This is a genomic window from Agrobacterium salinitolerans (genome assembly GCF_002008225.1).
GTDB lineage: Bacteria > Pseudomonadota > Alphaproteobacteria > Rhizobiales > Rhizobiaceae > Agrobacterium > Agrobacterium salinitolerans.
The window spans coordinates 1-20,147 of record NZ_MRDH01000030.1 but is presented as its reverse complement, the minus strand read 5'-3'; the positions used below and the strand labels follow the sequence as shown (position 1 = coordinate 20,147).

The window sequence follows — 20,147 nt, the reverse complement described above, 5'->3', positions numbered from 1 at the left end:
CAACGGTCAAACTCAAATCCAAACCCAATCGCTCCTGGAACAGGATCGGAGATTTCGAGGTCCGGCTTGGGCCTCCATTTCTCAGTGGTACACAAACCGTGACCGTGGTCCTTACCTCTCGAGAACGCCCCCTGCTGCAAGAACATCCTCGGGCGTATCAACGTCGAGACGGGCCGCGTCGCCGATATCCAAATCGATGACCGTTACCCCGGGGGTCTCAATGAGCTGACGCGCGCCGACATCGCCTTCCAGGCGCATAATGGCACCATGAAGTGACCTTGGAAGGACGACCGGATTGCCCCGTTGGCCGCGCGACACCGCGCGAACGACCGCTTTTGCAAATGCGAGGCGAAAAGCAGCAATCAGGGCGTCCAGATCACCCGCCGTGACACCAGGCATGTCCGCCAGCATGACGATAACGCCGTCGATATCCCGCGCTGTGGCGGCTGAATATCCTGCGATCAGCGAGCTCGCCATCCCGGATGCATAATCCGGATTGTAGATGGCGGTAACCTCCAGGCCCAGGAGGGTGGCTTCTATTGCTTCCCGCCGGTGACCCGTCACAACGATAACGGATTCCACATCTGCGGCGAGCGCTGTTTTAGCCACACGGCGCACCAGCGGTTCACGGTCAAATTCCGCCAGCAGCTTATGTCCGCCACCGTTGCCCATGCGGCTCGCTTTTCCGGCAGCCAAGATCACCGCCGCGACGTTTGCCGGCGAGCGACCATCCTTTTCGCTATCTCGCTCCGGCGGCCCTGCCATACCTTCCATCGGTAATCCCACCGCTTAATCCAATACCGGACGCATAAACGATCTCTCGTAGCTCACGATGCTACGACTGCGCTTGTCCAACTCGTAGGCCGCAATGCACTCGGGAGCAGACACCATCCTGATACGATAATCTTCATAGGCAGCGAGACTTGGAAAGCTGAACAGAGCCAGTGCGATATTGTTGGCGCCCTCGCTCGGCAGAAAATATCCATGATGCGTCCCCCCCATACGATTGAAGATAGGGATCCAGAGCCGTGCATAATCCTCGAACTCCGAAAGCTTATGGGGGTCAATGATGTATCTGAGGTAACAGGTAATCAACAAAGAAACTCCTTCTATGATCTGTCCGCGTTAGGCATACGCTCCGTTTTTGGTGCCATCATCTGCGATGAGCAAGCTACCGCACCCACTGCCGTTTTCACGGACACGGTATCAATCTTTCCATACACTGGCATCCCGAACTCTCCCCGCTGGACGATGCGCTAAAGGCTGTGCGCGGCTGGTGGCGACAAGGAGCTTTTTCATGCACATGTCCCACCTCAACCGCACGGTCCGCGTCATCGAGCATGTGTGCACGATCGTCCGTCCCCGGATTTTCCTGGTGACAGTGCCGGTCGAAGTTGGGCCAGCGGTATGGATCAAGAACTGGGGTTCTGCCCAGATGTGCTATAACCGGCAGTCCGGCAACCTGAAAGAGACTTTTTGGGCAGGCTTATACCGGCTGGACCGGCTGCCCGCGCACCACACTTCACATCAGAGCTTCGACTGGCGGTGTCTGGCGTAGCTAATTCGCGTCAGCGCTCCCTTGCGCGAAATCCGCAGCCTGCCTTTCTCTCTTTCGTTCCGCGCCTGCTCAGCCCGAACGTGGCGCTGATCGCCGAGCCGGTAAAATCGACGATCGATCTGGCCAACGATGACCCCGAGGCATGGAAGATCAATCACTGTCAAACCGCCTTTCAGCGTGTGAAGATTGTCGATGAGACCGATGCTGCCCGCCACGCCAAATCCTCGGAAACATGGTCGATGCGTCTTAAAGGATTTTTGGGAATGACACTCGCCACCATGCCATTTGCCTGGCATCGCTGGTCTTACATTTCCATTTCGCCAGGCGAATGGCACTCATCGCATTTCCTGCTGACGATCGACAAACACTTACTGCCGCCTCATCATCCCGTTGAAGGCGACATTATCGTCCTTGCGGGGCAAGCCATTGCTCAAGGCATTTCCGAAGCCGGTTATCTGCTGACCTAGGGTGGGGATTTCCAAGCCGAAGCGAGGGTATGGAGAGGTCATCCAACCTACAGCGTCACGAGGCGATATTGTTTGAAGCGGCAAGAAACGGCCCCTACGGGCCGCTTTTCGATATTGGGAAAGCTGCACGCGTCTCTTAGATGCGTAATGGGCCGGCGTCAAGGTATGGGCGTCGCCGGCTCGTGCGGATGTCGCGATAAAATGTCCCTCAGCGCCAGGCAAGCGACACAACGAGACAGGCATGAGAACCGAAATATCCTCCCAGAGGCCGGTGATCAGATACTCAATAACCAGACATTTGCCGTGATCATCTATCGACAGGTCGATCCGCAACCGGACACCGGGTCGTTTGAAGCCATGTTTTCTCGGAAGGGCTGGACAGGAATCTGGCGAAACGGCGTGTTCGACTATCACCACTACCACAGCGGCGCGCGTGAGGTTCTCGGCATCGGGCGTGGTCTAGCAACATTGCAGATCGGCGGACCCCACGGTCAGCGGGCACCGGCCACAAAAGGCTCAAATCGTCCGCGGATTCTCAGGTCGTGAGCGCATATCCTGCCGGGCAGCAGGCTGACATTCAGAGCACAACGCCAACGCCAGAAATGCGCGCAAGAATAAGGTCGTTACCCAAGCCGAACACCGATCCAGTAACCGGTGCGTCAGGCGGTCTGGCCAAAATTTTGGTGGCCTCTTGTCTGGCGTTGAACGAACCCAGACGGGCAAAGTGCCCGCTCGAGGCAGATTCGTAGAATGCAAGACACCTAGAGCGCGTCCACTTTACTCGTGGTCATATCCGCACGATTTGGAGTAGTTGGCGCATTCTTGCGGCTCGACCAACGTGACGATCTAGCCACCCGAAAGGCTTTTGAACCTCAAGGACACTCAATCTGACATCACAGAACCTTAACTCTTGACGACGGCGGTAAATCCCCTGCAGGCAACAGGCAACTGCTGCGGGTCATACTCACGGTTGACAATGGATAGGCACTTTCTCATGCTGATTAAAACAGGAGAAAGGGAATATCTATGAGCATCCGCAAACGTTTTCTGTCGATCGGCGCGGTCGTCGGCGCAATTGCTCTCGGCGTCAGCTTGGCAGGGGCCCAGGCGCCAGTATTTTTCAGGATCGGTACCGGCGGCACAGCTGGGACGTATTATCCGATTGGCGGGCTGATCGCCAATGCCATTTCGGGTGCTGGCGATAAGGGTGTCCCTGGACTGGTGTCCACTGCAGTCGCCTCGAATGGATCGGTTGCCAATATCAACGCCATCCAGGGCGGCTCTATGGAGTCCGGCTTCACCCAGTCGGATGTCGCCTTTTGGGCACATAGCGGCACAGGGCTCTACGAAGGCAAAGGCAAGGTCGAGGATCTTCGACTGATTGCCACCCTCTATCCAGAAACAATTCATCTGGTCGCCCGGAAAGATGCCGGGATCAAATCGGTCGCGGACCTTAAGGGCAAGCGGGTTTCCGTTGATGAACCCGGTTCCGGTACGATCGTCGACGCCCGGATTGTTCTGGGGGCCTACGGTTTGAAGGAAAGCGACATCAAAGCCGAATATCTCAAGCCTGGCCCCGCTGGCGACCGCTTGCGGGACGGTGGATTGGACGCCTATTTCTTTGTCGGTGGCTATCCGACCGGTGCAATCTCGGAACTCGCGACGTCAAGCGGCATCTCACTGGTACCGATCAGCGGTCCGGAAGTCGACAAGCTGATAAGTGATTACACGTTCTTTTCGAAGGATACGGTTCCGGCCAACACCTACAAAGATGTTGCGGAGACACCGACGATTTCCGTGGCAGCTCAATGGGTAACGAGTGCCAAGCAGCCGGACGATCTGGTCTACAAGATCACTAAGGTCATGTGGGACGACGCCACCCGAACAGCACTCGATGCAGGGCATGCCAAGGGCAAGATGATTACACTCAAGAACGCGACAACCAGTCTTGGTATCCCGCTCCATCCCGGTGCGGAGAAATTCTATAAGGAAGCCGGCGTCCTCAAATAAACGTTGGAAACCCGATTTGCGATGCGGGGACAGGCTGAGGCCGGTCTCCGTATTGGCCATCTATACAAATGCAAGGATTTCCGCATGGGCGACGATACGGCCGGCAAGGCCTCTCCGATGGAGCTGGATGAAGCACGGGCGCGCGAGCTTGAGGAGCAGTTCGATGCGGAAATCCGATTCCGGCGGCTGGCGCCACTCGCTGCCCGCTTGGTCGGAGCGCTGCTGATCGCATTGTCGATCTTTCATTATTACACTGCGGGCTTTGGCCTTTTGTCGGAGGTCATGCATCGCGGCATCCACCTGTCCTTTGTCCTCGGTCTGATTTTCCTCGTTTTCCCCGTATCACGACGTGGTTACGGCGAAGTGGCGGCCTCCACTGTGCTGCGGCCTCTGGGCATATCGCTTTTCGACTGGGCGCTGGCAATCGGTGCCGTAGTCGCCGTGATGCACGTGCCGTTCATCCCGCTTGACGACCTTGCCTTCCGTGTTGGAAATCCCACGAACACAGACGTCGTCCTGGGCGGCCTGCTGGTACTGGTTCTTCTTGAGGCGACCCGCCGTTCGGTCGGCTGGCCCCTGCCGATCATCGCCGTCCTGTTCATGGCCTACTCCCTGTACGGGCCATCGATGCCTGGCATCCTGGTACATCCCGGCGCGACCTTTTCACAGCTGATCAATCACCTCTACCTTACCAGTCAAGGCATATATGGCATCGCACTCGGTGTCGTCGCCACCTATGTCTTCCATTTTGTACTGTTCGGGGTTTTTGCCACACGCATCGGGCTCGGTCAGTTGTTCCTGGATTGTGCCGCGTGGGTCGCGGGGCGGTATGCTGGTGGTCCGGCCAAAATATCGATTTTCGGATCAGCGTTGTTCGGCATGATCTCCGGCTCGTCCGTTGCCAATACGGTCACAGTTGGCTCGCTCACAATACCAGCGATGACCCGGCTCGGCTACAAGCGCACCTTCGCCGCGGCAGTCGAATCCGCCTCGTCCACCGGTGGCCAGATCACGCCGCCGATCATGGGTGCGGCAGCATTCCTGATGATCGAGTTCCTCAATCTCCCCTACACTACGATCATCCTGGCAGCGCTCGTTCCGGCTTTCATGCACTTCTTCGGAGTTTTGGTTCAGGTTCACTTCGAAGCAAAACGCGAAGGTCTTCGTGGCATGACCGACGACGAAATGCCGGATCTCAAGGAGGCCTTCAAGCGCGACTGGCCGACCGTCATCCCCCTCGTCGTGCTGATCGGTATCCTGCTCTCGGGTTTCACACCATACCTGGCGGCATTCTGGGGAATAACGCTCTGCATCGCGGTCGGCCTCATCAATCCGCGCCGACGCATGTCGTTGACGGAGGTCTTCGAGGGACTGCGGGACGGCGCCAAGTACGCGCTTGCCGTTGGCGCAGCGGCAGCCACCGTTGGCATCATCGTCGGGGTCGTCACGTTGACCGGCGTCGGCTTCAAGATTTCCTACATCGTCACCACGACTGCAGCAGAAATAGCCGGCTGGATCGGTACGATGGTTCCGGCTGCCTGGTTCGGACCGCAGACACTGACGCTGTTGTTCACGCTGATTATGACTGGCGTCGTCTGCATCCTGATGGGCTGCGGTATTCCGACGACCGCCAACTACATTATTATGGCGACCATCGCCGCCCCAACGCTCGGTATGCTTGGCGTGGAACCTATCGTCGCGCATTTCTTTGTCTTCTATTACGGTGTGCTTGCCGACATCACGCCTCCAGTCGCGCTCGCCGCATATGCGGCGGCAGGCATGGCAGGAGCCGACCCATTCAAGACCGGAAATACAGCGTTCCGCCTTGGCTTGGGAAAAGTCCTCGTCCCGTTTGTTTTCGTGTTCTCGCCGTCGCTGCTGCTGGTGACAACCAACTTCTCTTGGGGTGATTTTACAGTTGCCTTCGTTGGCTGCGTGCTGGGCATTACATTTCTCGGGTCCGCCCTCTCCGGTTTCCTGCTTGTCAGAACCTTTTGGTGGGAGAGAACAATGCTGATCTTGGCGGCGATCCTGTTAGTCGTTCCCGAATTCGTGTCGTCGCTTATAGGACTGCTTTTGGCCGCTCCTGTATTAGGGCGGCAATTCACCGCCGCCAGACAGGTAAAGGTGTGAGAATTGAGCGTCATCGCTTCTCTGCGATCCCCCGATCGAAGAATTTGCCTTTGACGATCCCAACAATGCCCTGTCGCCACCACGTTCTTTGGCGTCAAACTTTGAATGAGAATGGAAATCCCATCGTGCTGGAGGAGCAGCCAAAGATGCGGCACGCCTAATTCAAAGGCCAGCGCCGTCGTCTGCAGTATCATGCTGACATGCAGGGCTTGCGCCGGCGATCCATCCATTGGCCTTCGTGTCGACGGGCGGATGCATGGGTTTCGCACTGAGGGAATAGCCGCGGCTCACCCACCCATTCGGGCGCAATGATTGAAGCAGGAGCCAAAACTCTTGCAACGGGAGCCACTACCCGATCAAATATCAGGTCATATGATCTTTACTTGAAGATCATATGGCCTATATTGCGAATATCAGGAGGCCATTATGCAAATCGCCGTCAAGCCCCACAAACCCTCGGAACTCAATGCCGTCGCACTCAAGGCCTATGCCAAGATCGCCGATGCATGGTCGCTGAGCCTCAGGGACGCAGCGGGCCTTGCCGACATGTCGGAGAGCACATGGAAGCGTGCGCGTAAACCGGGATTTACCGGCGAATTGACGAAGGACCAGTTGCTACGCCTCAGTGCCGTGATCGGGATCTACAAGTCGCTCGAACTCTACTTCTCTGAGCAACTTTCCAGAAGCTGGTTCACGCGCCCGAACACGGGCCCTCTCTTCAGCGGCGCGCGCCCGGTCGACACCGCCATCGACGGCGGTCTCCCGCAAATTCTGGCAATCCGAACCTATCTGGACGCGCTTCGGGGCGGCGCATGAGGAAAACCGAGCTATCGGTCCGAGGACTGGTCCGCATGCTGCCCGCAACCTACCACAAGCCGCCGGCGCTTCGCGGTCTCGTCGACAGCGACGAGGAACTGGAGGTTCTGGCCGAGATCGAGGGGTTGACCAGCGCCCGTTTGCTCGCCGAGCGCGGCCGCAATCCGCATCTCGATCCGCGAGAGCTTGCCTGGCGGCGGCGCAACCGTGATCTCAGGATCTACGGCGACACGCATGTCAATGCGGCCTTCACCTATACGCGGGCAGGAGGCAATCGCTTCAACTCCGAAGATCGCGGAGCCTGGTATTGCGCCTGGGACGTGATGGTATCGGTCGCGGAGGTCGCATGGCACAGAACCCGCGAGCTTCGTTTCGCCGGCTCGTTCCATGACAGCGCCCGTTATGTCGAACTGATCTCCGACTTTATCGGAGAATTCGACGACCTGACCGATGAACCCGAACACGCCGCGCTCAATCCCGACCCGGAGGTTGGCTATCTCGAGGGACAGGAACTGGCCGCCCGGTTGCGGAGAGATGGAAGCCGCGGCCTCATCTATCCCTCCGTCCGTGCGCCCGTCGGAAACTGCCTGGTTTGTTTCGATCCGGGGGCTGTCCAGAACGTCCGGCCCGGCGCGTCCTGGGATCTAATCTGGCAAGGCGCGCCGGACTATTCGATCGTCGCAATCTCGTAGCAGCGACGAAGCACAGGTTTCCGCGAAATCATGCGGAATGTCGAGAAGCCGCGTCCGCGTCTCGACAGGGCGGACAATCATATCTGAAATCCATATGGGCCCCTCGGATAGCAGATTGGAATCGATGGGCAGGATCAGCTACACGTCGGGCATAGAACCATGCATGGCGTTCAATCTCAATTACCGGCTATATTTTTGCTCTTGGAGCTCGTGGTTTGACCTCCGTGGAATAGCTTTCGGCCAAAACAGCCGCCTTTCGTGACAACGCGCGGACCGGATGTCACCCTGGCAAATGCATCTGGCGCCCGACAGTCAGTTGGACCATGAACCACACCCTCACCGATCCCTGCTCCTGACCCGACTTTTAGCAACCTCGCGAGTTCCCGCTCGTGACCAAAACGGTGGAGATCAGCATCACGGCCCTTTGGCATCACGCATGGAAGGTGCCCCGCATGTCGATGGCAACGCGAAACCGTCGTCAGGCTGTGCCGCTCGTCTCTTGCAGCAGCACCAGATCGCAATGAACTCCGCGTCGCCGCGAAAGGCGAAACAAGGATCTCGTTGTGCTGCCAACAGACAAATGCAACCCAATCTATCTCGAATTATCTTTCAGGCCTTGCCCCTGTTGAGGAAGTTCCATGATGAGCTTGCTAACGATCATCGGCGAGCCTTGCTCACCGGATGGCAACGCTTTGCGTCTTTCCCTAATAGCAGCGCCGAAATCATGCGGGGATCTGAACACCGTCAACCTCCACCGTTTTACTTACCGTACAGGACGTTTTTCGAGGAATCGAGGCTCCGCTTCCCGATCGGTAAGCCCTTCACTTGGTCGCGCCAAATCATCCTGATCGAAAATCTGTGTGGGATTACACCCGTCAGGAGCGAGGGTCTTTTCCTCGTCTCAGGAGACTATTGTTTCATCAACATTGCCCTAAAAATTGCTATACCGGCACTTGCTGCAATCTTAATTTTCTACATCCGAAATGTTACATAAATATATGATGTTTCGATGTAATATTTCACTAAAATAGACAACGTAAACAATTTCACAGCGCGTTCCGCCCTGATGCACAGTCATCACAGCAACACCTCACAACGGCAAGCTGAAGCCCACGCTGCCGGTCTTCTGTTGACGGCCGTCAGCCGACTCGGCAACCTCATACAATGACCGCGACCAACCGTTTCATTGCCGAACTTGTCCGCGACGCCAACAGGCTCGATCAACTCGACGGCTATCAGAAGCGGCGAATGCTCGAACGGGCCGTCACAACTATCCGCGACATGCGCGAAACAATCGGAATTCCACCCGGCCCCGGCCGTGACCGTCTCCTCGAGATCCAAACCGTTGCCCTCTCCATTGAACTCGGGTGGCGCAGCGATGAAGAAATCCGAAACGCTCTGCTGCTCGCGGCCGGCATGATCCGCGACCTGCATATCGTCCTCGACAGCAAAACCGACATCAGCATCGTCACGCCAGCTCGCTAATCCTCGGCCCATATTCAGACGGCCAAATGGCAAATCATACCGACAACATTCAGCCTGCAACCATTAGGATTCCATTAACCATACCAGACCACCCTTCCCTTACAGCAACGATGGAGGTTGGCTATGGCTTACGACTGGGACCGCAATGACCGCGACGGTCGGTTCGATGAACTGGCGGCAGGATTTATGTTCTTCACAATTGTCACCCTGCTTTTTGCATCAGCATATTTCGTGATAGGCTTTGCCAAATAGGGGCGCTTCATTTGCCTCCCTGCGAGCCAAGATAGGAAACGCCGGGGTGGCACCGTCGATAGACGAATGATTTCATCAGCCGCTTTATGCCTACCAGAGGTCAGTGAAGGAACATGACGGGCGATCTTGGCGGCAATATCCTGCTTCTCTCCGGCCACCCCGGATCCGGCAAGTCCACAATCGCCGAAACGCTTGCGAACCTTCCCGGCGTTCCAAAGGTGCATTTTCACAGCGATGATCTGTGGGGATATATCAAGCACGGCCGCATCGATCCATGGCTACCGCAATCCCATCAACAAAACCGCATGATCATGCAGATCGCCGCCGATGTTGCCGGTCATTACGCCAAAGAGGGCTACTTCGTCATCCTAGACGGCGTCGTGCGACCGGACTGGCTGCCGGCCTTTTCGGCGCTTTCTCGGACACTACATTACATTGTGCTGCGCACGACAGCTGCTGAGGCGATCGAACGCTGTCTGGCCCGGGGTGGCGACAGCCTCAGCGATCCGCTGGTCGTCGCTGATCTTCACTCGCAGTTTACCGATCTTGGCGCCTTTGAGCACCATGTCCTACCAGTGTCAGGCAAGGACAAGGAACAGACTTTGCACTCGGTCATCAATGCGCTGCAATCGGGACGTTTCGGTATTGATGTTTCCAAGTGAAGCAAACGATAACGAACGTGCAGGATGAAACAAGCGTGGCTCGGCCGACCATTTACCTCCTTCGTCACGGCGAAACCGTCTGGAACTCTCTTGGCCGGTTTCAGGGGCAACTGGATTCACCCCTTACGCAACGCGGCATTGAACAGGCGGATCATGTAGCTCACTTGCTCCGCGACACGCTCTGCAACGATGACCGGTTGTTCCAGATGCAGGTCAGTCCGCTTGGGCGCGTGCGCCAGACCGCTGAACGCGTACAGGCAAAGGTGCCTCTCCAGTCTGTCGAAGATGACCGACTGGTTGAGGTCACGACCGGGTCTTGGGACGGGATGACGCGGTTTGAGATCGACAACGAGTTTCCCGGCACTCTTGACGGATCCAACGCGTTCGACTGGTATTTCAGGTCGCCAGATGGCGAAAGTTTCGATGAGGTCTGCAAGCGCGCGACGTCATGGATCTCGGATGTCCGGCATCCGACCATTGCCATTTCCCATGGTCTGTTCGGGCGGATCCTTCGGGGTGTGTTTGTCGGACTTTTAAAGCAGGAAATGCTCGAACTTCCCGTTCCGCAGGATGGGTTTTACCGGCTAAATGATGGCAGGTGCGAGCTCATCACAGTTTGACCTGCACCACCTTGCTCCGGTAACTCCAGAGCTTCGGGGGGCGCATCATGCCGGTAGAGGAGAACAACTTGCAAACACTCAACGACATCTATCTCGCCTACCTCGACTGCCTTAACCGCCAGGACTTCGATGACCTCGGCACCTTCGTCAACGACAATGTCGAACACAATGGCCGGCCCTTCGGGCTGTCGGGCTATCGCGATATGCTGGTCAAGGACTTTGCCGACATTCCCGACCTGCGATTTGAGGCAGAAATCCTTGTCAGCGACGTGACGCGGATTGCCGCTCGGATTCCGTTCAACTGCACCCCCAAAGCTACCTTCATGGGTCTTCCGGTCAATGGCAGGCGCGTTCAATTCTGCGAGCATGTGTTCTACGAATTCGAACACGCAAAAATCTGCAGGGTCTGGTCGGTCATCGACAAGGCTGCGATCGAACGCCAGATTGCCTGAATGCCGCCATCGGCGATTTCCGTCCTGCAGGTCACGATCGGCCCAAAAGCAACCAACTCTGTGCCTGGACACCACGATGCCGAATAGGCGCTTTGACCTGAGTGAAAACTCAAGCTGTCTTCGTCTCGTCGGTAATGTCGAGAGCGTCGCGGCTGCCAGACAGAGGCAGGGCGAGCGCACAGCGAGGATCGGCCTTGAGGCGCGCAAGCAGTGCCGCGCCAATACCGCCGGACGCACCGATGACGATGGCTCTATAGCCGCTTTCAAACTAGGCTATCATGAATGCGCTCCGTCAGCGGTTATCTCTGGGCGGGAAATTCGAGCTTTTTGACATCATAACCCAGCTCGCGCACTTTCATCATCATCCTCTCGAGCTTCGCCTTGGAGGGAACGTTGCGGGCGTAAACCCAGACATCGTCTGTGGATGGATTGGCGCTGATGAACCAGGACTTGTCAGGTGATTTATAGAGCACCCAGTAATTGAACGTGATCAGGAGTGGGTAACGGACCCTCATCTTCGCCTTGGTAGACGCGAAGTCCAAGATCTTTCCAACACCGTTGATGGTTTTCAACTTGCCCCGCGGCGTGCCTTCGCGGCAGCCATCTTCGACCAGCACTTCATCGGCCGACTTCCCCTGCCGGTAGGTGGTATAGCCGGCAACGCATCCGTCCGTCAGAAGCATCGGCATGCGACCGATTTCCAGCCATGTGCCCCGATAGTGACCGGCATCAACGGCAACAGGCTTGGGGGCAGCAGTAGCGAGCGAGCCCGAGAATAGAAGTAGCGAGACTGTCAGCGCACCCACGACGCGCTTGCGATTTTTCTGCATAAACTCCTCCTGTCGATCAATCGGGTTCAGGTTTCAGTTCGCCGTGACATGCCGGCATATCGAAGCGCGATAAAGGCCATGAGACCGGCGGCGGAGAACGCATTCAGATTGAGAAGCGTTGCAAGATCATCTGCCGACCAGGATTGCAGCCCCGCGCCCAGAAATGTGCGCGAGCAGAAGAAGGCGATAAAGACAAGAATTGCCATCGCATATTGCCAGAGTTTCTCATCCGCACGGAACGAGATGGCCGCCAGCATAATGCATGCCGCAAAGAAAAATTCCGTGCCGGATGCGTGGCCGAATATCGCTGTCTCAAACAGGGTATCAAGCGTTCCCACAAGAGGAAGCGCCAGGCGCGCAGCCAGATGGGATTTCTTTGCCAGAAACGGGATAGCAAGGAAAAACGGCAGCGATAGCAGCGTAACGAGCGATGCCTCAGCAGCGCCGGCATCGACCAGATACCAGACATAAAGCGGATAAAACGGCTTGTTGAGAATGATGACCCAGGCAACGGTCAGGGTTGCCTTCGTCAGGTCATCGGTTACGGCCAGGCCCGTCCGCCTATCGTCTCTTCCAAGCTCCATCAGGCCGTCTTCTCCGTTAGCGCCTAGTTGGCCGCTGGCATAGATACGAAGAAGAGGCCCGTTTGGTTTCAGTGGCGGGACAAAAGTGCGATGGCGATTCCGGAAATCGACACGCAAAACGGATGTAGCGCTCGTCTATCCCTCATTTTTCGTTTTCTGGCCAAGTGGCGTCCTGCAACACTTAACGTCGCTTGGCGTTAGAGACGACACAAACTACCAGAAGCCACAGGGCTAGAAGGATGACACCGTGAACCTGCCGAAGATCAACCGCCTCGTGTTACAGAACCTGATCGCAGGCCTCAGCGATGGGCTGATATTGCTGGAAACCGAAGGAACGATCGCATGGGCCAACAAGGCAGCACTGGAGATGCACCGCATAGAGACCGTGTCGGAGCTTGGCGCCGACGCCGAAAGCTACAGGCGCAATTTCACGCTTCGCTATCGCAACAATCATCTTCTCGACGAAGGTCAGTATCCGCTTGAGCGGCTACTTGCCGGAGAGACATTCGAAGATGTGACAGTGGAGATATCGCCAAGTGACAATGCGGCTGAATGCTGGGTCCATACCTTGCGTGGCCTTATTCTTGAAGATGACGGCGCAAAACCCGATGTGCTTGTATTGATCATTCGCGACGAGACACCGCGGTTTGAGGCTGAAGCGCGATTCGAGAGCGCCTTTAACGCCAATCCGGCGCCGGGTCTGATCTGCCGGCTGGAAGACGAACGTTTCATTCGCGTCAATCAGGGTTTTCTGGAAATGACCGGCTTCAACCGCGAGGAGATCATCGGTATCAGCGTCAAGGAACTCGGGTTGTTTTCCGAGTGCGAAACCGGTGAGGATGCGCTGAAGCGTCTGGATGAAGGCCGGGTCATTCGCCATCGCGAGGCGCTCATTCCCATTCCGGGCGGTGACAGGCTGGTGATCGTGGCAGGGGAAACAATCGCGGTTGCCGAAGAGCCCTGCATGCTGTTCACCTTCGCGGATCTCGACGGGCGCCGGAAGGCACAGAACGCGCTTCGCCAGAGCGAAGAAAGATTCTTCAAGTCCTTCCGTCTGTCGCCCGCGCCGGCGGCAATTTCCAGGCTGAGCGACTTCGTGCTGACGGAGGTCAATGATGCCTTTCTGACGCTTTGCGGTCACATGGAAGCCGAGGTGATCGGCAAAACCGCAAGCGAGTTGCGATTGTGGGACGATGTGGCAGCACGACGCGAAATCGAGAAACGGCTGAAGGACAATATCCCTATCCGGAATGAAAATTTGCGCATGAACCTCGCTGATGGCGGCGTAGCTGAGTGCATCGTTTCGGCAGAACGCGCAGAGATCAATGACCAGCTTTGCGTCATCTGGGCGATACAGGACGTTACGGAACGGCGAAGATCCGAAAACGAGCTGATCGAAGCCATCGAAAGTGTCATGGCCGACACCTCCTGGTTCAGCCGTACCGTTGTTGAGCGACTCGCGGGGCTGCGGCAAAATTCGCGCGGCGCCACATCGACCGCATCGCTGAAGGATCTCACGGATCGGGAGGAGCAGATACTATCGCTAATCTGTGACGGTTGCAGCGACAAGGAAATGAGCGATCGGCTGAACCTCTCCAAACACACGATCCGCAACCATATCGCGTCTCTTTACGGCAAGATCGGTGTCAACCGCCGAACCGCGGCGGTAATCTGGGCGCGGGAGCGTGGATTTGTCGGCAGTAAAAAAAATAGCGGCTGAACCCGCAAATTAGGTCAGTTTGTACCAGTCGAACTAGTAGCTATTGCTCTGCCAGCGGCGATTTTGCCGGCCTATCTTTCCATCATGCCGTTACCAACAGCGGCACCCTCAAAACGATGGAAGGAATTCGTCATGGACAACAACCGTATCGAAGGTATCGCCCGTCAGGCAAAGGGCAGCATCAAGGAAGCGGCTGGAAAGATCACCGGCAACGACAAGCTGCAGGCGGAAGGCAAAGCCGAAAAACTGGCGGGCCAGGCGCAGGAGAAGCTTGGCCAGACCAAGGACGCCGTCAAAAAGGCATTCAAGTGAACCGCTGATGTTCAAGGTAGGAGGTTTCACCATGATGCTTGCTTGTGAACTGACCCCGGCCACAAACTGCCTCCCCCAGGACGTCAGCCTGTGTGCCGCCTTGCAAGCCGTGCTCGCCTATGCCGATGGACAGGAAGACAGCTCGATCTCCGTCACATCCGTCGAGGGCAGGATCGTGCTCTCGGGCGAAGTGGAAACACTCTCTGCCTTCGAACGGGCGGTCATCATCGCAGAATGTTTCGCATCGCGGCCGATCATCGCCGATCTGGCGATCCGGCAGCGCCCCCATACCTATCTGGATGCCTCTGCCCCACGCATCCAACTTGTAAAGAATAACAGGAGTGACAAACAATGAAGAAACTCGTTCTTGCAACTGCAATCGCAACTCTGGCCATCGCCCCACTCGCTTCCGCCGAAACGAAGCACAGCGGCAAGCGTGCAACGGAAACCGCGCAGAAGGAACGCGTCGGCACCCTGTCCTGTGAAATCGCCGGTGGCGTCGGCCTCGTCGTCGGCTCAAGCAAGGCGGTGAGCTGCGAGTTCCGTCAGCGCTCCGGCAAGACGGAACGCTACACCGGCACAATCGGCAAGCTCGGCCTCGACATCGGTGTGACCGGCAAGACCTATATGAGCTGGATCGTGCTCAATACGGCGGCAAGCCGCGTTGGCGACGGCGCGCTGAGCGGTGATTATGTTGGCGCATCTGCCGGCGCCTCGGTCGGTGTGGGCGTGGGCGCCAACGCGCTGATCGGCGGTAACGCAAAGAACTTCGCGCTGCAGCCGATCAGTGCCGAAGTTGGTACCGGCGTGAACTTGGCTGCTGGCGTGTCCCACCTCCAGCTGAAGCGAGCGGGTTAATCCGTTCGTCTCCGCGGTCGCACGGGGTCGTCAACGGCAAGCGCGTCGCGTTCATCGCGGCGCGCTTTTTTAGAAGCGTGTGGCAGCCTGGAAAAATGCTTTTTGCCTCGGCCGTTCAAACCCTCCGTCGGGCTTTGAGGAATAACCCTCGGAGCGCGTGCCGCCTGCGAATAGATCGCCTCGCCCTCAACCACCACAAAAGTTTCTTCAAGTTCGCGGCCGGGGTAGTTGTAGGTGCCGGGCTCCGTCTTCCAGACGGCGACGAGCGTACTGTTTCGATGTCGTCCTGCCATATCGGACGGCGGCCGGAACCTCCAAAACCAATTTCCCGCCGCTCCAGAAGAATGACGTCAACGCTTGCCCTGGCCAGTTCGAGCGCGCTGGTCAGCCCGGTATAACAGGCACCGACAATGCAAATATCTGCCTGGATAAGACCGGAGAGTGGTTCCGTAACCGGTGCGGGAGCGCCCGTCGCACACCAGAGCGTGGCGCCAAAGGGCGAGAAAGAAGACATCAGCCCGCACTCTCAATTCAAATCGCTGAGGGCATCGAGCGCGTCGCGAAGTCCCTCGCCAATGAAGTTGGAACTCGTGACGTCGAGCGTGATGGCGACACCGGGTACTATGGCGAGCCAGAGCGCCCTGTCGAGATATTGCTCGGCACCGCTCAACATGTTGCCCCAACTTGGCAGCGGCGGCTGAATGCCGTAACCCAGAAAACTGATGTAGGCCTCAAGAAGAATGGCGCGCGCCACCGTCAACGTCGCCGCGACGATGGTGGGCCTGGCAGCATTTGGCAGTAATTCCCGAAACAAGATCCAACCATTGAGCAGACCAAGCATGTGGGCTGCCATCACGACGTCTCGCTCACGCACGGAACGGACCTCTGCCTCGACCAAGCGTGCAATCTCCATCCAGGACTTATGCCTGAAGCCGGCCCGTCCGATCGTAACTGTCCGCTGCCTGCGCGCTTATTTTGCTTTTTCCAGATGACCACCAAAGGCATTGCGCATTGCCGAGAGCACTTTGCCGGCAAATTCGGCCTCACCACGTGACGAGAAGCGCTCGAACAGCGCCGATGCCAGCACGGGAGCCGGTACGCCCGTTTCGACAGCCGCCTGCAGCGTCCAGCGCCCCTCGCCGGAGTCCGAAACCCGGCGACCATACTGGTCTAGATCAGGGTCCTGCTTCAGGGCCTCGGCCGTCAGATCGAGCAGCCATGAGCCGATGACAGACCCGTGCCGCCAGACCTCCGTCACGGCAGGAAGATCGATATCGAACTGGTAATATTCCGGATGGGCGAGAGGGGCCGTTTCCGCATCCGCCGCGCGGTTCTGCATACCGGCATTGGCAGCCTTCAATATGTTCAGACCTTCGGCGTAGGCCGCCATGACACCGTACTCGATGCCATTATGAACCATCTTGACAAAATGTCCCGCCCCTGACGGTCCGCAATGCAGATATCCCATCGGCGCCGTGCCGGTAACGGGATCGGCTACAATGCCCTGGCCAGCTCCGGGGGCGAGCGACGCAAAAATCGGATCGAGCCGTTGCACGGCAGCCACCGGGCCGCCAATCATCAACGAAAAGCCGCGCTCCAGCCCCCAGACGCCGCCGGATGTGCCAGTATCGATGAAATCGACACCGTTGATGGCAAACTCCGCCGCCAGGTCAATCGCATCACGATAAAACGAATTGCCGCCATCGATGACTGTATCGCCCGCAGAAAGTTTCACTGCAAAGTCACGGGCGATTTTCGGCGTAATCGCAGCGGGAAGCATCAGCCAGACTGCACGCGGCGGTGAAAGCTTCGCAACGAGATCGTCCGGCGAGGTGGCACCGGTCGCGCCTTGCCTCACCAGCGCAGCGACATTTTCGGGATTGACATCGAAAACCACGCAATCATGACCATGTTTCAAAAGGCGGCGCACCATATTTGCGCCCATCCGTCCAAGCCCAACCATTCCGATCTGCATGCTGAAACTCCTTCTTTCCTATGCGCTATGGGCGCTTCATTCACCGAGACGAACAGTAAAAGCCCCGTTTTACCAAACTCCCGCGTTCACCCAAAAGCAGGTGAAGACGATCTGGCTGCACGCTATGTCCTGCATGGGCCAGTCAAAAAAGTACGAGCGCAGAATGCAGTACCACTACGCATCATCATGCGGCGCATGTCCACATCGGATGCGGCCTTACCGGTAAGCTAGGTACTGGCGAAATGGCGCACAACTAAAGATTTGGTAATTTAATCCACACAGCACGTTGGACATTTTGGACTGCGGGACTAAGACGTAGCCATAGGGGATCAGACAGACCTGGCGAAATGATTGGTCAAACCCACAAATTGGACCCGCCGCACCCGGTCGTGATACCGTGCGGCAAGATTTGGCATCACCATGCGACTTGGCACCATCACAAACCTGGCTTATGCCGTAACGCTGATACTGACGACAGTATCAGCCACCACATTCATTTTGTCGGCAAGAAGCGCCTCCCAAGAGCGCGCGGCAATCGAGTCTCATCTCGAATTAAACGATCTTGCCGAGGAACTGGTGATCATCGCGGACGAGCGCGCCGAGGAGGCGCGTCTTTACGTTATGCGAGGCGACGAGCAACATCTGGCAAAGTTCTATGTCGACGAAGATCAGGAAAATCACCTCGAAGAAGCCTTGGATAAACTGTCTGCGCGCGGTGCCTTGCCGCAGGAAGAAGGATTGTTTCAGGATATACGCAAGAGCGCTGACACTCTGGACGCGATGGAACGAGAGGCCATCGCTTCTTATCGCGCCGGGCGCCAGAACGAAGCGCAACAGGTCCTGTTCGGTGACGAGTATTATCAACTGCATACAAGTCTGCTGAATACCGTTGCAAATGTGAGAGAGACGGTTGCGGCACGCACGCAGGCAACAGTTGGCCAGGCCAAAAGCCGAAGTGATTTCTACGGGTCTATCGCCAAGGTGATGCTTGCCCTGACCGCACTGATGTTTTTGGCCGTATTGTACTTTGTCCTCAGCAGACGGGTTGCCGCGCCCCTTATCAGAATGAGCAATATCGTCATGCGCCTTGCCCGGCAGGACTACAGTATAGAGGTACCAGACGAAGGGCGACGTGACGAAATCGGAGAAATGAACCAAGCCATTCGCATCTTCCGCAGCAACGGGCTGGAACGGGAACGGCTTGATGCAGAGCACCGCAGGAACCAACGCATCAAGGACCTAATCCTGCAAATGATGCATCGAATTCAGGCGTGCCAGAATCAGGATGAATTGTCCGACGTCGTTGCGAAATTCATGCCGCAGATTTTTCCCGCTATCGCGGGCCGGCTGCTTGTGCTCAAGGAAAACAGCGCACTTCTCCAATCGACCGGAAAATGGTCCGACCCTTCGTTTTCCGTGTCTGATTTTTTGATCGATGATTGCTGGGCTCTGCGTCGCGGACGTCCCCACACCAACAATCCCGACGGGGACGACGTCGTCTGCCATCACCTCCAGGGGATGTTCGGAACCGGTCTCTGTATACCGCTGACCGCCTTGGGGGACACCGTCGGCCTGTTGTACCTCGAAATTCCCGCAAGAAACGAAACGCTGGAGACAGAGCGACTTTATCTGGAACTCCTCGCCGAGAATATTGGTCTTGCCGTCGCAAACCTCCAACTGCGGCAGCGGCTGGTTGGCATGGCCAGACACGATGCCTTGACCGGTCTCCTGAACCGTCGGTCTCTTGATGAGGCGCTGAACAAGCATATTGAGAAGCCAGACGATTCACTGGCTTGTCTCATGCTGGATATCGACCATTTCAAGCGCTTCAACGACCGCTTTGGCCACGACGCCGGTGACGCGGTGATGCAATATGTTGCCCAGGTCCTTTCCGAAGCCGTCGGCGAACTGGGTGAACTATTCCGTTTCGGCGGCGAGGAATTCACTGTGTTGATGCCGGCTGCGGGTATTGAAGATGCCATCAAGGTTGCGGAGAGACTCCGGCATGCGGTTGAACGCGCGCCGTTCAACTATCGTGGTCGCCTGCTTGACCCGGTTACCGTATCTGTCGGTATTGCAACCGCACCGGCGGGAGGGACAGTGAGTAGCGTGCTGGAACGAGCAGACGCCGCACTCTTGAACGCCAAACAGAACGGTCGCAACAAATGGGTATCGTCCGACGCGATGTGAGCGAGGGGCTTGGCACCCCCAGTCCGTCAATAAACCGCCTCACGCCATGGGCATCGACGGCTCCTGCCAGCACCCGTTAGAAATCAAAATTGCACGCCTGTCCGACCGACGGCAGGCCATGATCTGGAAGGCTAAATGCCAAGGACAGCGAAAACGTGTCGTTCGCTCGTCTGGGCCGTGCCGTATGATGGCTTAACCACCATAACAGGCTCCGTGAACCGAAAGAATCGAGATCAACGGCAATTACCATGAGGCCCGTATCCACTCGCGGGCCGAACGCCTCCATAATCCCGGCAACATTATCTGGAATGTCGCTCTATCAATTTACCGGCGTGATGCACGGTAGTCGCCTCAACCACATGGCCCGCATTCGCTTGAGAGTCAGACTATGAACCGGAGACAAGCGGGCCACGCACATTCACATCCGAACATTGTGCAACGCACAAAGTTCGGAGGAATAGGCATGAAATTCGGATTTTTAGATACATATCATCCGGAAAAATTCGTCTAAAGCTCTCCCAACTCAAGGAG

General features: G+C 57.0%; 21 protein-coding genes and 3 pseudogenes. 17 read left to right on the top strand and 7 right to left on the bottom strand.

Going from position 1 to position 20,147, the window contains the following annotated elements; genetic code table 11:
- Positions 1 to 111: 111 nt before the first annotated feature.
- Positions 112 to 765 (bottom strand): nucleotidyltransferase family protein, encoded by a 654-nt coding sequence (locus tag BS627_RS19910; RefSeq protein WP_420836200.1) that lies wholly within the window; start codon positions 763 to 765, stop codon positions 112 to 114.
- 24 nt (positions 766 to 789) lie between these two features.
- Positions 790 to 1,095, bottom strand: coding sequence for an NIPSNAP family protein (locus tag BS627_RS19905; RefSeq protein ID WP_077984923.1), 306 nt, complete (start codon positions 1,093 to 1,095; stop codon positions 790 to 792).
- Between the two features lie 202 nt (positions 1,096 to 1,297).
- Here BS627_RS19905 and BS627_RS24875 point away from each other — a divergent pair, with 202 nt between their 5' ends.
- The 12 genes and pseudogenes from BS627_RS24875 (at position 1,298) to BS627_RS19850 (ending at position 11,147) form a co-directional block, all read left to right on the top strand.
- Positions 1,298 to 1,558, top strand: a complete 261-nt coding sequence (locus tag BS627_RS24875; protein WP_245307204.1) for a hypothetical protein — start codon at positions 1,298 to 1,300, stop codon at positions 1,556 to 1,558.
- Positions 1,559 to 1,638: 80 nt separating this feature from the next.
- A complete protein-coding gene (locus BS627_RS24870) occupies positions 1,639 to 2,025 on the top strand; it encodes a hypothetical protein (protein ID WP_245307202.1) in 387 nt (128 codons plus the stop codon).
- Positions 2,026 to 2,226: 201 nt separating this feature from the next.
- Positions 2,227 to 2,774, top strand: a pseudogene (locus BS627_RS19895) (cupin).
- Between the two features lie 277 nt (positions 2,775 to 3,051).
- Entirely contained in the window at positions 3,052 to 4,035 is a 984-nt protein-coding gene (locus BS627_RS19890; protein WP_077984911.1) for a TAXI family TRAP transporter solute-binding subunit, read from the top strand.
- Between the two features lie 84 nt (positions 4,036 to 4,119).
- The gene (locus tag BS627_RS19885) at positions 4,120 to 6,168 is read left to right on the top strand and encodes a TRAP transporter permease (protein ID WP_077984922.1); all 2,049 of its coding nucleotides are present in this window, start codon (positions 4,120 to 4,122) and stop codon (positions 6,166 to 6,168) included.
- A gap of 426 nt (positions 6,169 to 6,594) precedes the next feature.
- On the top strand, positions 6,595 to 6,984 hold the full coding sequence (locus tag BS627_RS19880) for an MbcA/ParS/Xre antitoxin family protein (protein WP_077984910.1): 390 nt from the start codon (positions 6,595 to 6,597) through the stop codon (positions 6,982 to 6,984).
- 35 nt (positions 6,985 to 7,019) lie between these two features.
- Complete coding sequence (locus BS627_RS19875; protein ID WP_476726634.1) at positions 7,020 to 7,676, top strand: RES family NAD+ phosphorylase; 657 nt, start codon at positions 7,020 to 7,022, stop codon at positions 7,674 to 7,676.
- A 1,164-nt stretch (positions 7,677 to 8,840) separates the two neighbouring features.
- On the top strand, positions 8,841 to 9,161 hold the full coding sequence (locus BS627_RS19865; RefSeq protein WP_077984907.1) for a hypothetical protein: 321 nt from the start codon (positions 8,841 to 8,843) through the stop codon (positions 9,159 to 9,161).
- 123 nt (positions 9,162 to 9,284) lie between these two features.
- Positions 9,285 to 9,413: a hypothetical protein gene (locus BS627_RS24965; RefSeq protein ID WP_276327106.1), complete on the top strand. Its 129-nt coding sequence runs from the start codon at positions 9,285 to 9,287 to the stop codon at positions 9,411 to 9,413.
- 113 nt (positions 9,414 to 9,526) lie between these two features.
- Positions 9,527 to 10,075 (top strand): P-loop nucleotide/nucleoside kinase family protein, encoded by a 549-nt coding sequence (locus tag BS627_RS19860; RefSeq protein ID WP_077984906.1) that lies wholly within the window; start codon positions 9,527 to 9,529, stop codon positions 10,073 to 10,075.
- A 35-nt stretch (positions 10,076 to 10,110) separates the two neighbouring features.
- Positions 10,111 to 10,695, top strand: a complete 585-nt coding sequence (locus BS627_RS19855) for a histidine phosphatase family protein (RefSeq protein WP_165691329.1) — start codon at positions 10,111 to 10,113, stop codon at positions 10,693 to 10,695.
- Between the two features lie 68 nt (positions 10,696 to 10,763).
- Positions 10,764 to 11,147 carry an ester cyclase gene (locus BS627_RS19850; RefSeq protein WP_077984920.1) on the top strand — a complete coding sequence of 128 codons (384 nt, stop codon included), beginning with the start codon at positions 10,764 to 10,766 and terminating at the stop codon, positions 11,145 to 11,147.
- A 299-nt stretch (positions 11,148 to 11,446) separates the two neighbouring features.
- Here BS627_RS19850 and BS627_RS19840 read toward each other — a convergent pair whose 3' ends face one another.
- Both BS627_RS19840 and BS627_RS19835 read right to left on the bottom strand, forming a co-directional pair.
- Positions 11,447 to 11,977, bottom strand: a complete 531-nt coding sequence (locus BS627_RS19840) for a lipocalin family protein (protein ID WP_077984905.1) — start codon at positions 11,975 to 11,977, stop codon at positions 11,447 to 11,449.
- A 26-nt stretch (positions 11,978 to 12,003) separates the two neighbouring features.
- Positions 12,004 to 12,561, bottom strand: coding sequence for a hypothetical protein (locus BS627_RS19835; RefSeq protein WP_077984904.1), 558 nt, complete (start codon positions 12,559 to 12,561; stop codon positions 12,004 to 12,006).
- A gap of 247 nt (positions 12,562 to 12,808) precedes the next feature.
- Between BS627_RS19835 and BS627_RS19830 the strand changes: the two genes are divergently transcribed.
- From BS627_RS19830 to BS627_RS19815, 4 genes are all read left to right on the top strand, one after another.
- Positions 12,809 to 14,281 (top strand): PAS domain S-box protein, encoded by a 1,473-nt coding sequence (locus BS627_RS19830; RefSeq protein ID WP_077984903.1) that lies wholly within the window; start codon positions 12,809 to 12,811, stop codon positions 14,279 to 14,281.
- Positions 14,282 to 14,413: 132 nt separating this feature from the next.
- The gene (locus BS627_RS19825; RefSeq protein ID WP_077984902.1) at positions 14,414 to 14,593 is read left to right on the top strand and encodes a CsbD family protein; all 180 of its coding nucleotides are present in this window, start codon (positions 14,414 to 14,416) and stop codon (positions 14,591 to 14,593) included.
- A gap of 7 nt (positions 14,594 to 14,600) precedes the next feature.
- Entirely contained in the window at positions 14,601 to 14,948 is a 348-nt protein-coding gene (locus BS627_RS19820) for a BON domain-containing protein (RefSeq protein WP_077984901.1), read from the top strand.
- Positions 14,945 to 15,451, top strand: coding sequence for a DUF992 domain-containing protein (locus BS627_RS19815; protein ID WP_077984900.1), 507 nt, complete (start codon positions 14,945 to 14,947; stop codon positions 15,449 to 15,451). The genes BS627_RS19820 and BS627_RS19815 overlap by 4 nt, the downstream gene beginning before the upstream one ends.
- Positions 15,452 to 15,752: 301 nt before the next feature.
- Here BS627_RS19815 and BS627_RS24865 read toward each other — a convergent pair.
- From BS627_RS24865 to gnd, 3 genes and pseudogenes are all read right to left on the bottom strand, one after another.
- Positions 15,753 to 15,965: pseudogene (locus BS627_RS24865) on the bottom strand (FAD-dependent oxidoreductase); the annotation flags it as partial.
- Between the two features lie 12 nt (positions 15,966 to 15,977).
- Positions 15,978 to 16,370 (bottom strand): annotated as a pseudogene (locus BS627_RS19805) (ABC transporter permease); the annotation flags it as partial.
- 51 nt (positions 16,371 to 16,421) lie between these two features.
- Positions 16,422 to 17,426, bottom strand: a complete 1,005-nt coding sequence (gene gnd / locus BS627_RS19800) for a phosphogluconate dehydrogenase (NAD(+)-dependent, decarboxylating) (RefSeq protein ID WP_077984899.1) — start codon at positions 17,424 to 17,426, stop codon at positions 16,422 to 16,424.
- A 420-nt stretch (positions 17,427 to 17,846) separates the two neighbouring features.
- On the opposite strand from gnd, the gene BS627_RS19795 reads away from it, so the two are divergent.
- Positions 17,847 to 19,616: a diguanylate cyclase gene (locus BS627_RS19795; protein ID WP_077984898.1), complete on the top strand. Its 1,770-nt coding sequence runs from the start codon at positions 17,847 to 17,849 to the stop codon at positions 19,614 to 19,616.
- Positions 19,617 to 20,147 lie beyond the last annotated feature (531 nt).

Excerpts from the sequence above, each read along its gene's own strand:
- BS627_RS24875 (WP_245307204.1), top strand. The coding sequence starts at position 1,298 with ATGCACATGTCCCACCTCAACCGCACGGTCCGCGTCATCGAGCATGTG.
- BS627_RS19885 (WP_077984922.1), top strand. The coding sequence starts at position 4,120 with ATGGGCGACGATACGGCCGGCAAGGCCTCTCCGATGGAGCTGGATGAA.
- BS627_RS19880 (WP_077984910.1), top strand. The coding sequence starts at position 6,595 with ATGCAAATCGCCGTCAAGCCCCACAAACCCTCGGAACTCAATGCCGTC.
- BS627_RS19860 (WP_077984906.1), top strand. The coding sequence starts at position 9,527 with ATGACGGGCGATCTTGGCGGCAATATCCTGCTTCTCTCCGGCCACCCC.
- BS627_RS19865 (WP_077984907.1), top strand. The coding sequence starts at position 8,841 with ATGACCGCGACCAACCGTTTCATTGCCGAACTTGTCCGCGACGCCAAC.
- BS627_RS19815 (WP_077984900.1), top strand. The coding sequence starts at position 14,945 with ATGAAGAAACTCGTTCTTGCAACTGCAATCGCAACTCTGGCCATCGCC.
- BS627_RS19890 (WP_077984911.1), top strand. The coding sequence starts at position 3,052 with ATGAGCATCCGCAAACGTTTTCTGTCGATCGGCGCGGTCGTCGGCGCA.
- BS627_RS19910 (WP_420836200.1), bottom strand. The coding sequence starts at position 765 with ATGGCAGGGCCGCCGGAGCGAGATAGCGAAAAGGATGGTCGCTCGCCG.
- BS627_RS24965 (WP_276327106.1), top strand. The coding sequence starts at position 9,285 with ATGGCTTACGACTGGGACCGCAATGACCGCGACGGTCGGTTCGATGAA.
- gnd (WP_077984899.1), bottom strand. The coding sequence starts at position 17,426 with ATGCAGATCGGAATGGTTGGGCTTGGACGGATGGGCGCAAATATGGTG.
- BS627_RS19795 (WP_077984898.1), top strand. The coding sequence starts at position 17,847 with ATGCGACTTGGCACCATCACAAACCTGGCTTATGCCGTAACGCTGATA.
- BS627_RS19875 (WP_476726634.1), top strand. The coding sequence starts at position 7,020 with ATGCTGCCCGCAACCTACCACAAGCCGCCGGCGCTTCGCGGTCTCGTC.
- BS627_RS19835 (WP_077984904.1), bottom strand. The coding sequence starts at position 12,561 with ATGGAGCTTGGAAGAGACGATAGGCGGACGGGCCTGGCCGTAACCGAT.
- BS627_RS19825 (WP_077984902.1), top strand. The coding sequence starts at position 14,414 with ATGGACAACAACCGTATCGAAGGTATCGCCCGTCAGGCAAAGGGCAGC.
- BS627_RS19840 (WP_077984905.1), bottom strand. The coding sequence starts at position 11,977 with ATGCAGAAAAATCGCAAGCGCGTCGTGGGTGCGCTGACAGTCTCGCTA.
- BS627_RS19820 (WP_077984901.1), top strand. The coding sequence starts at position 14,601 with ATGTTCAAGGTAGGAGGTTTCACCATGATGCTTGCTTGTGAACTGACC.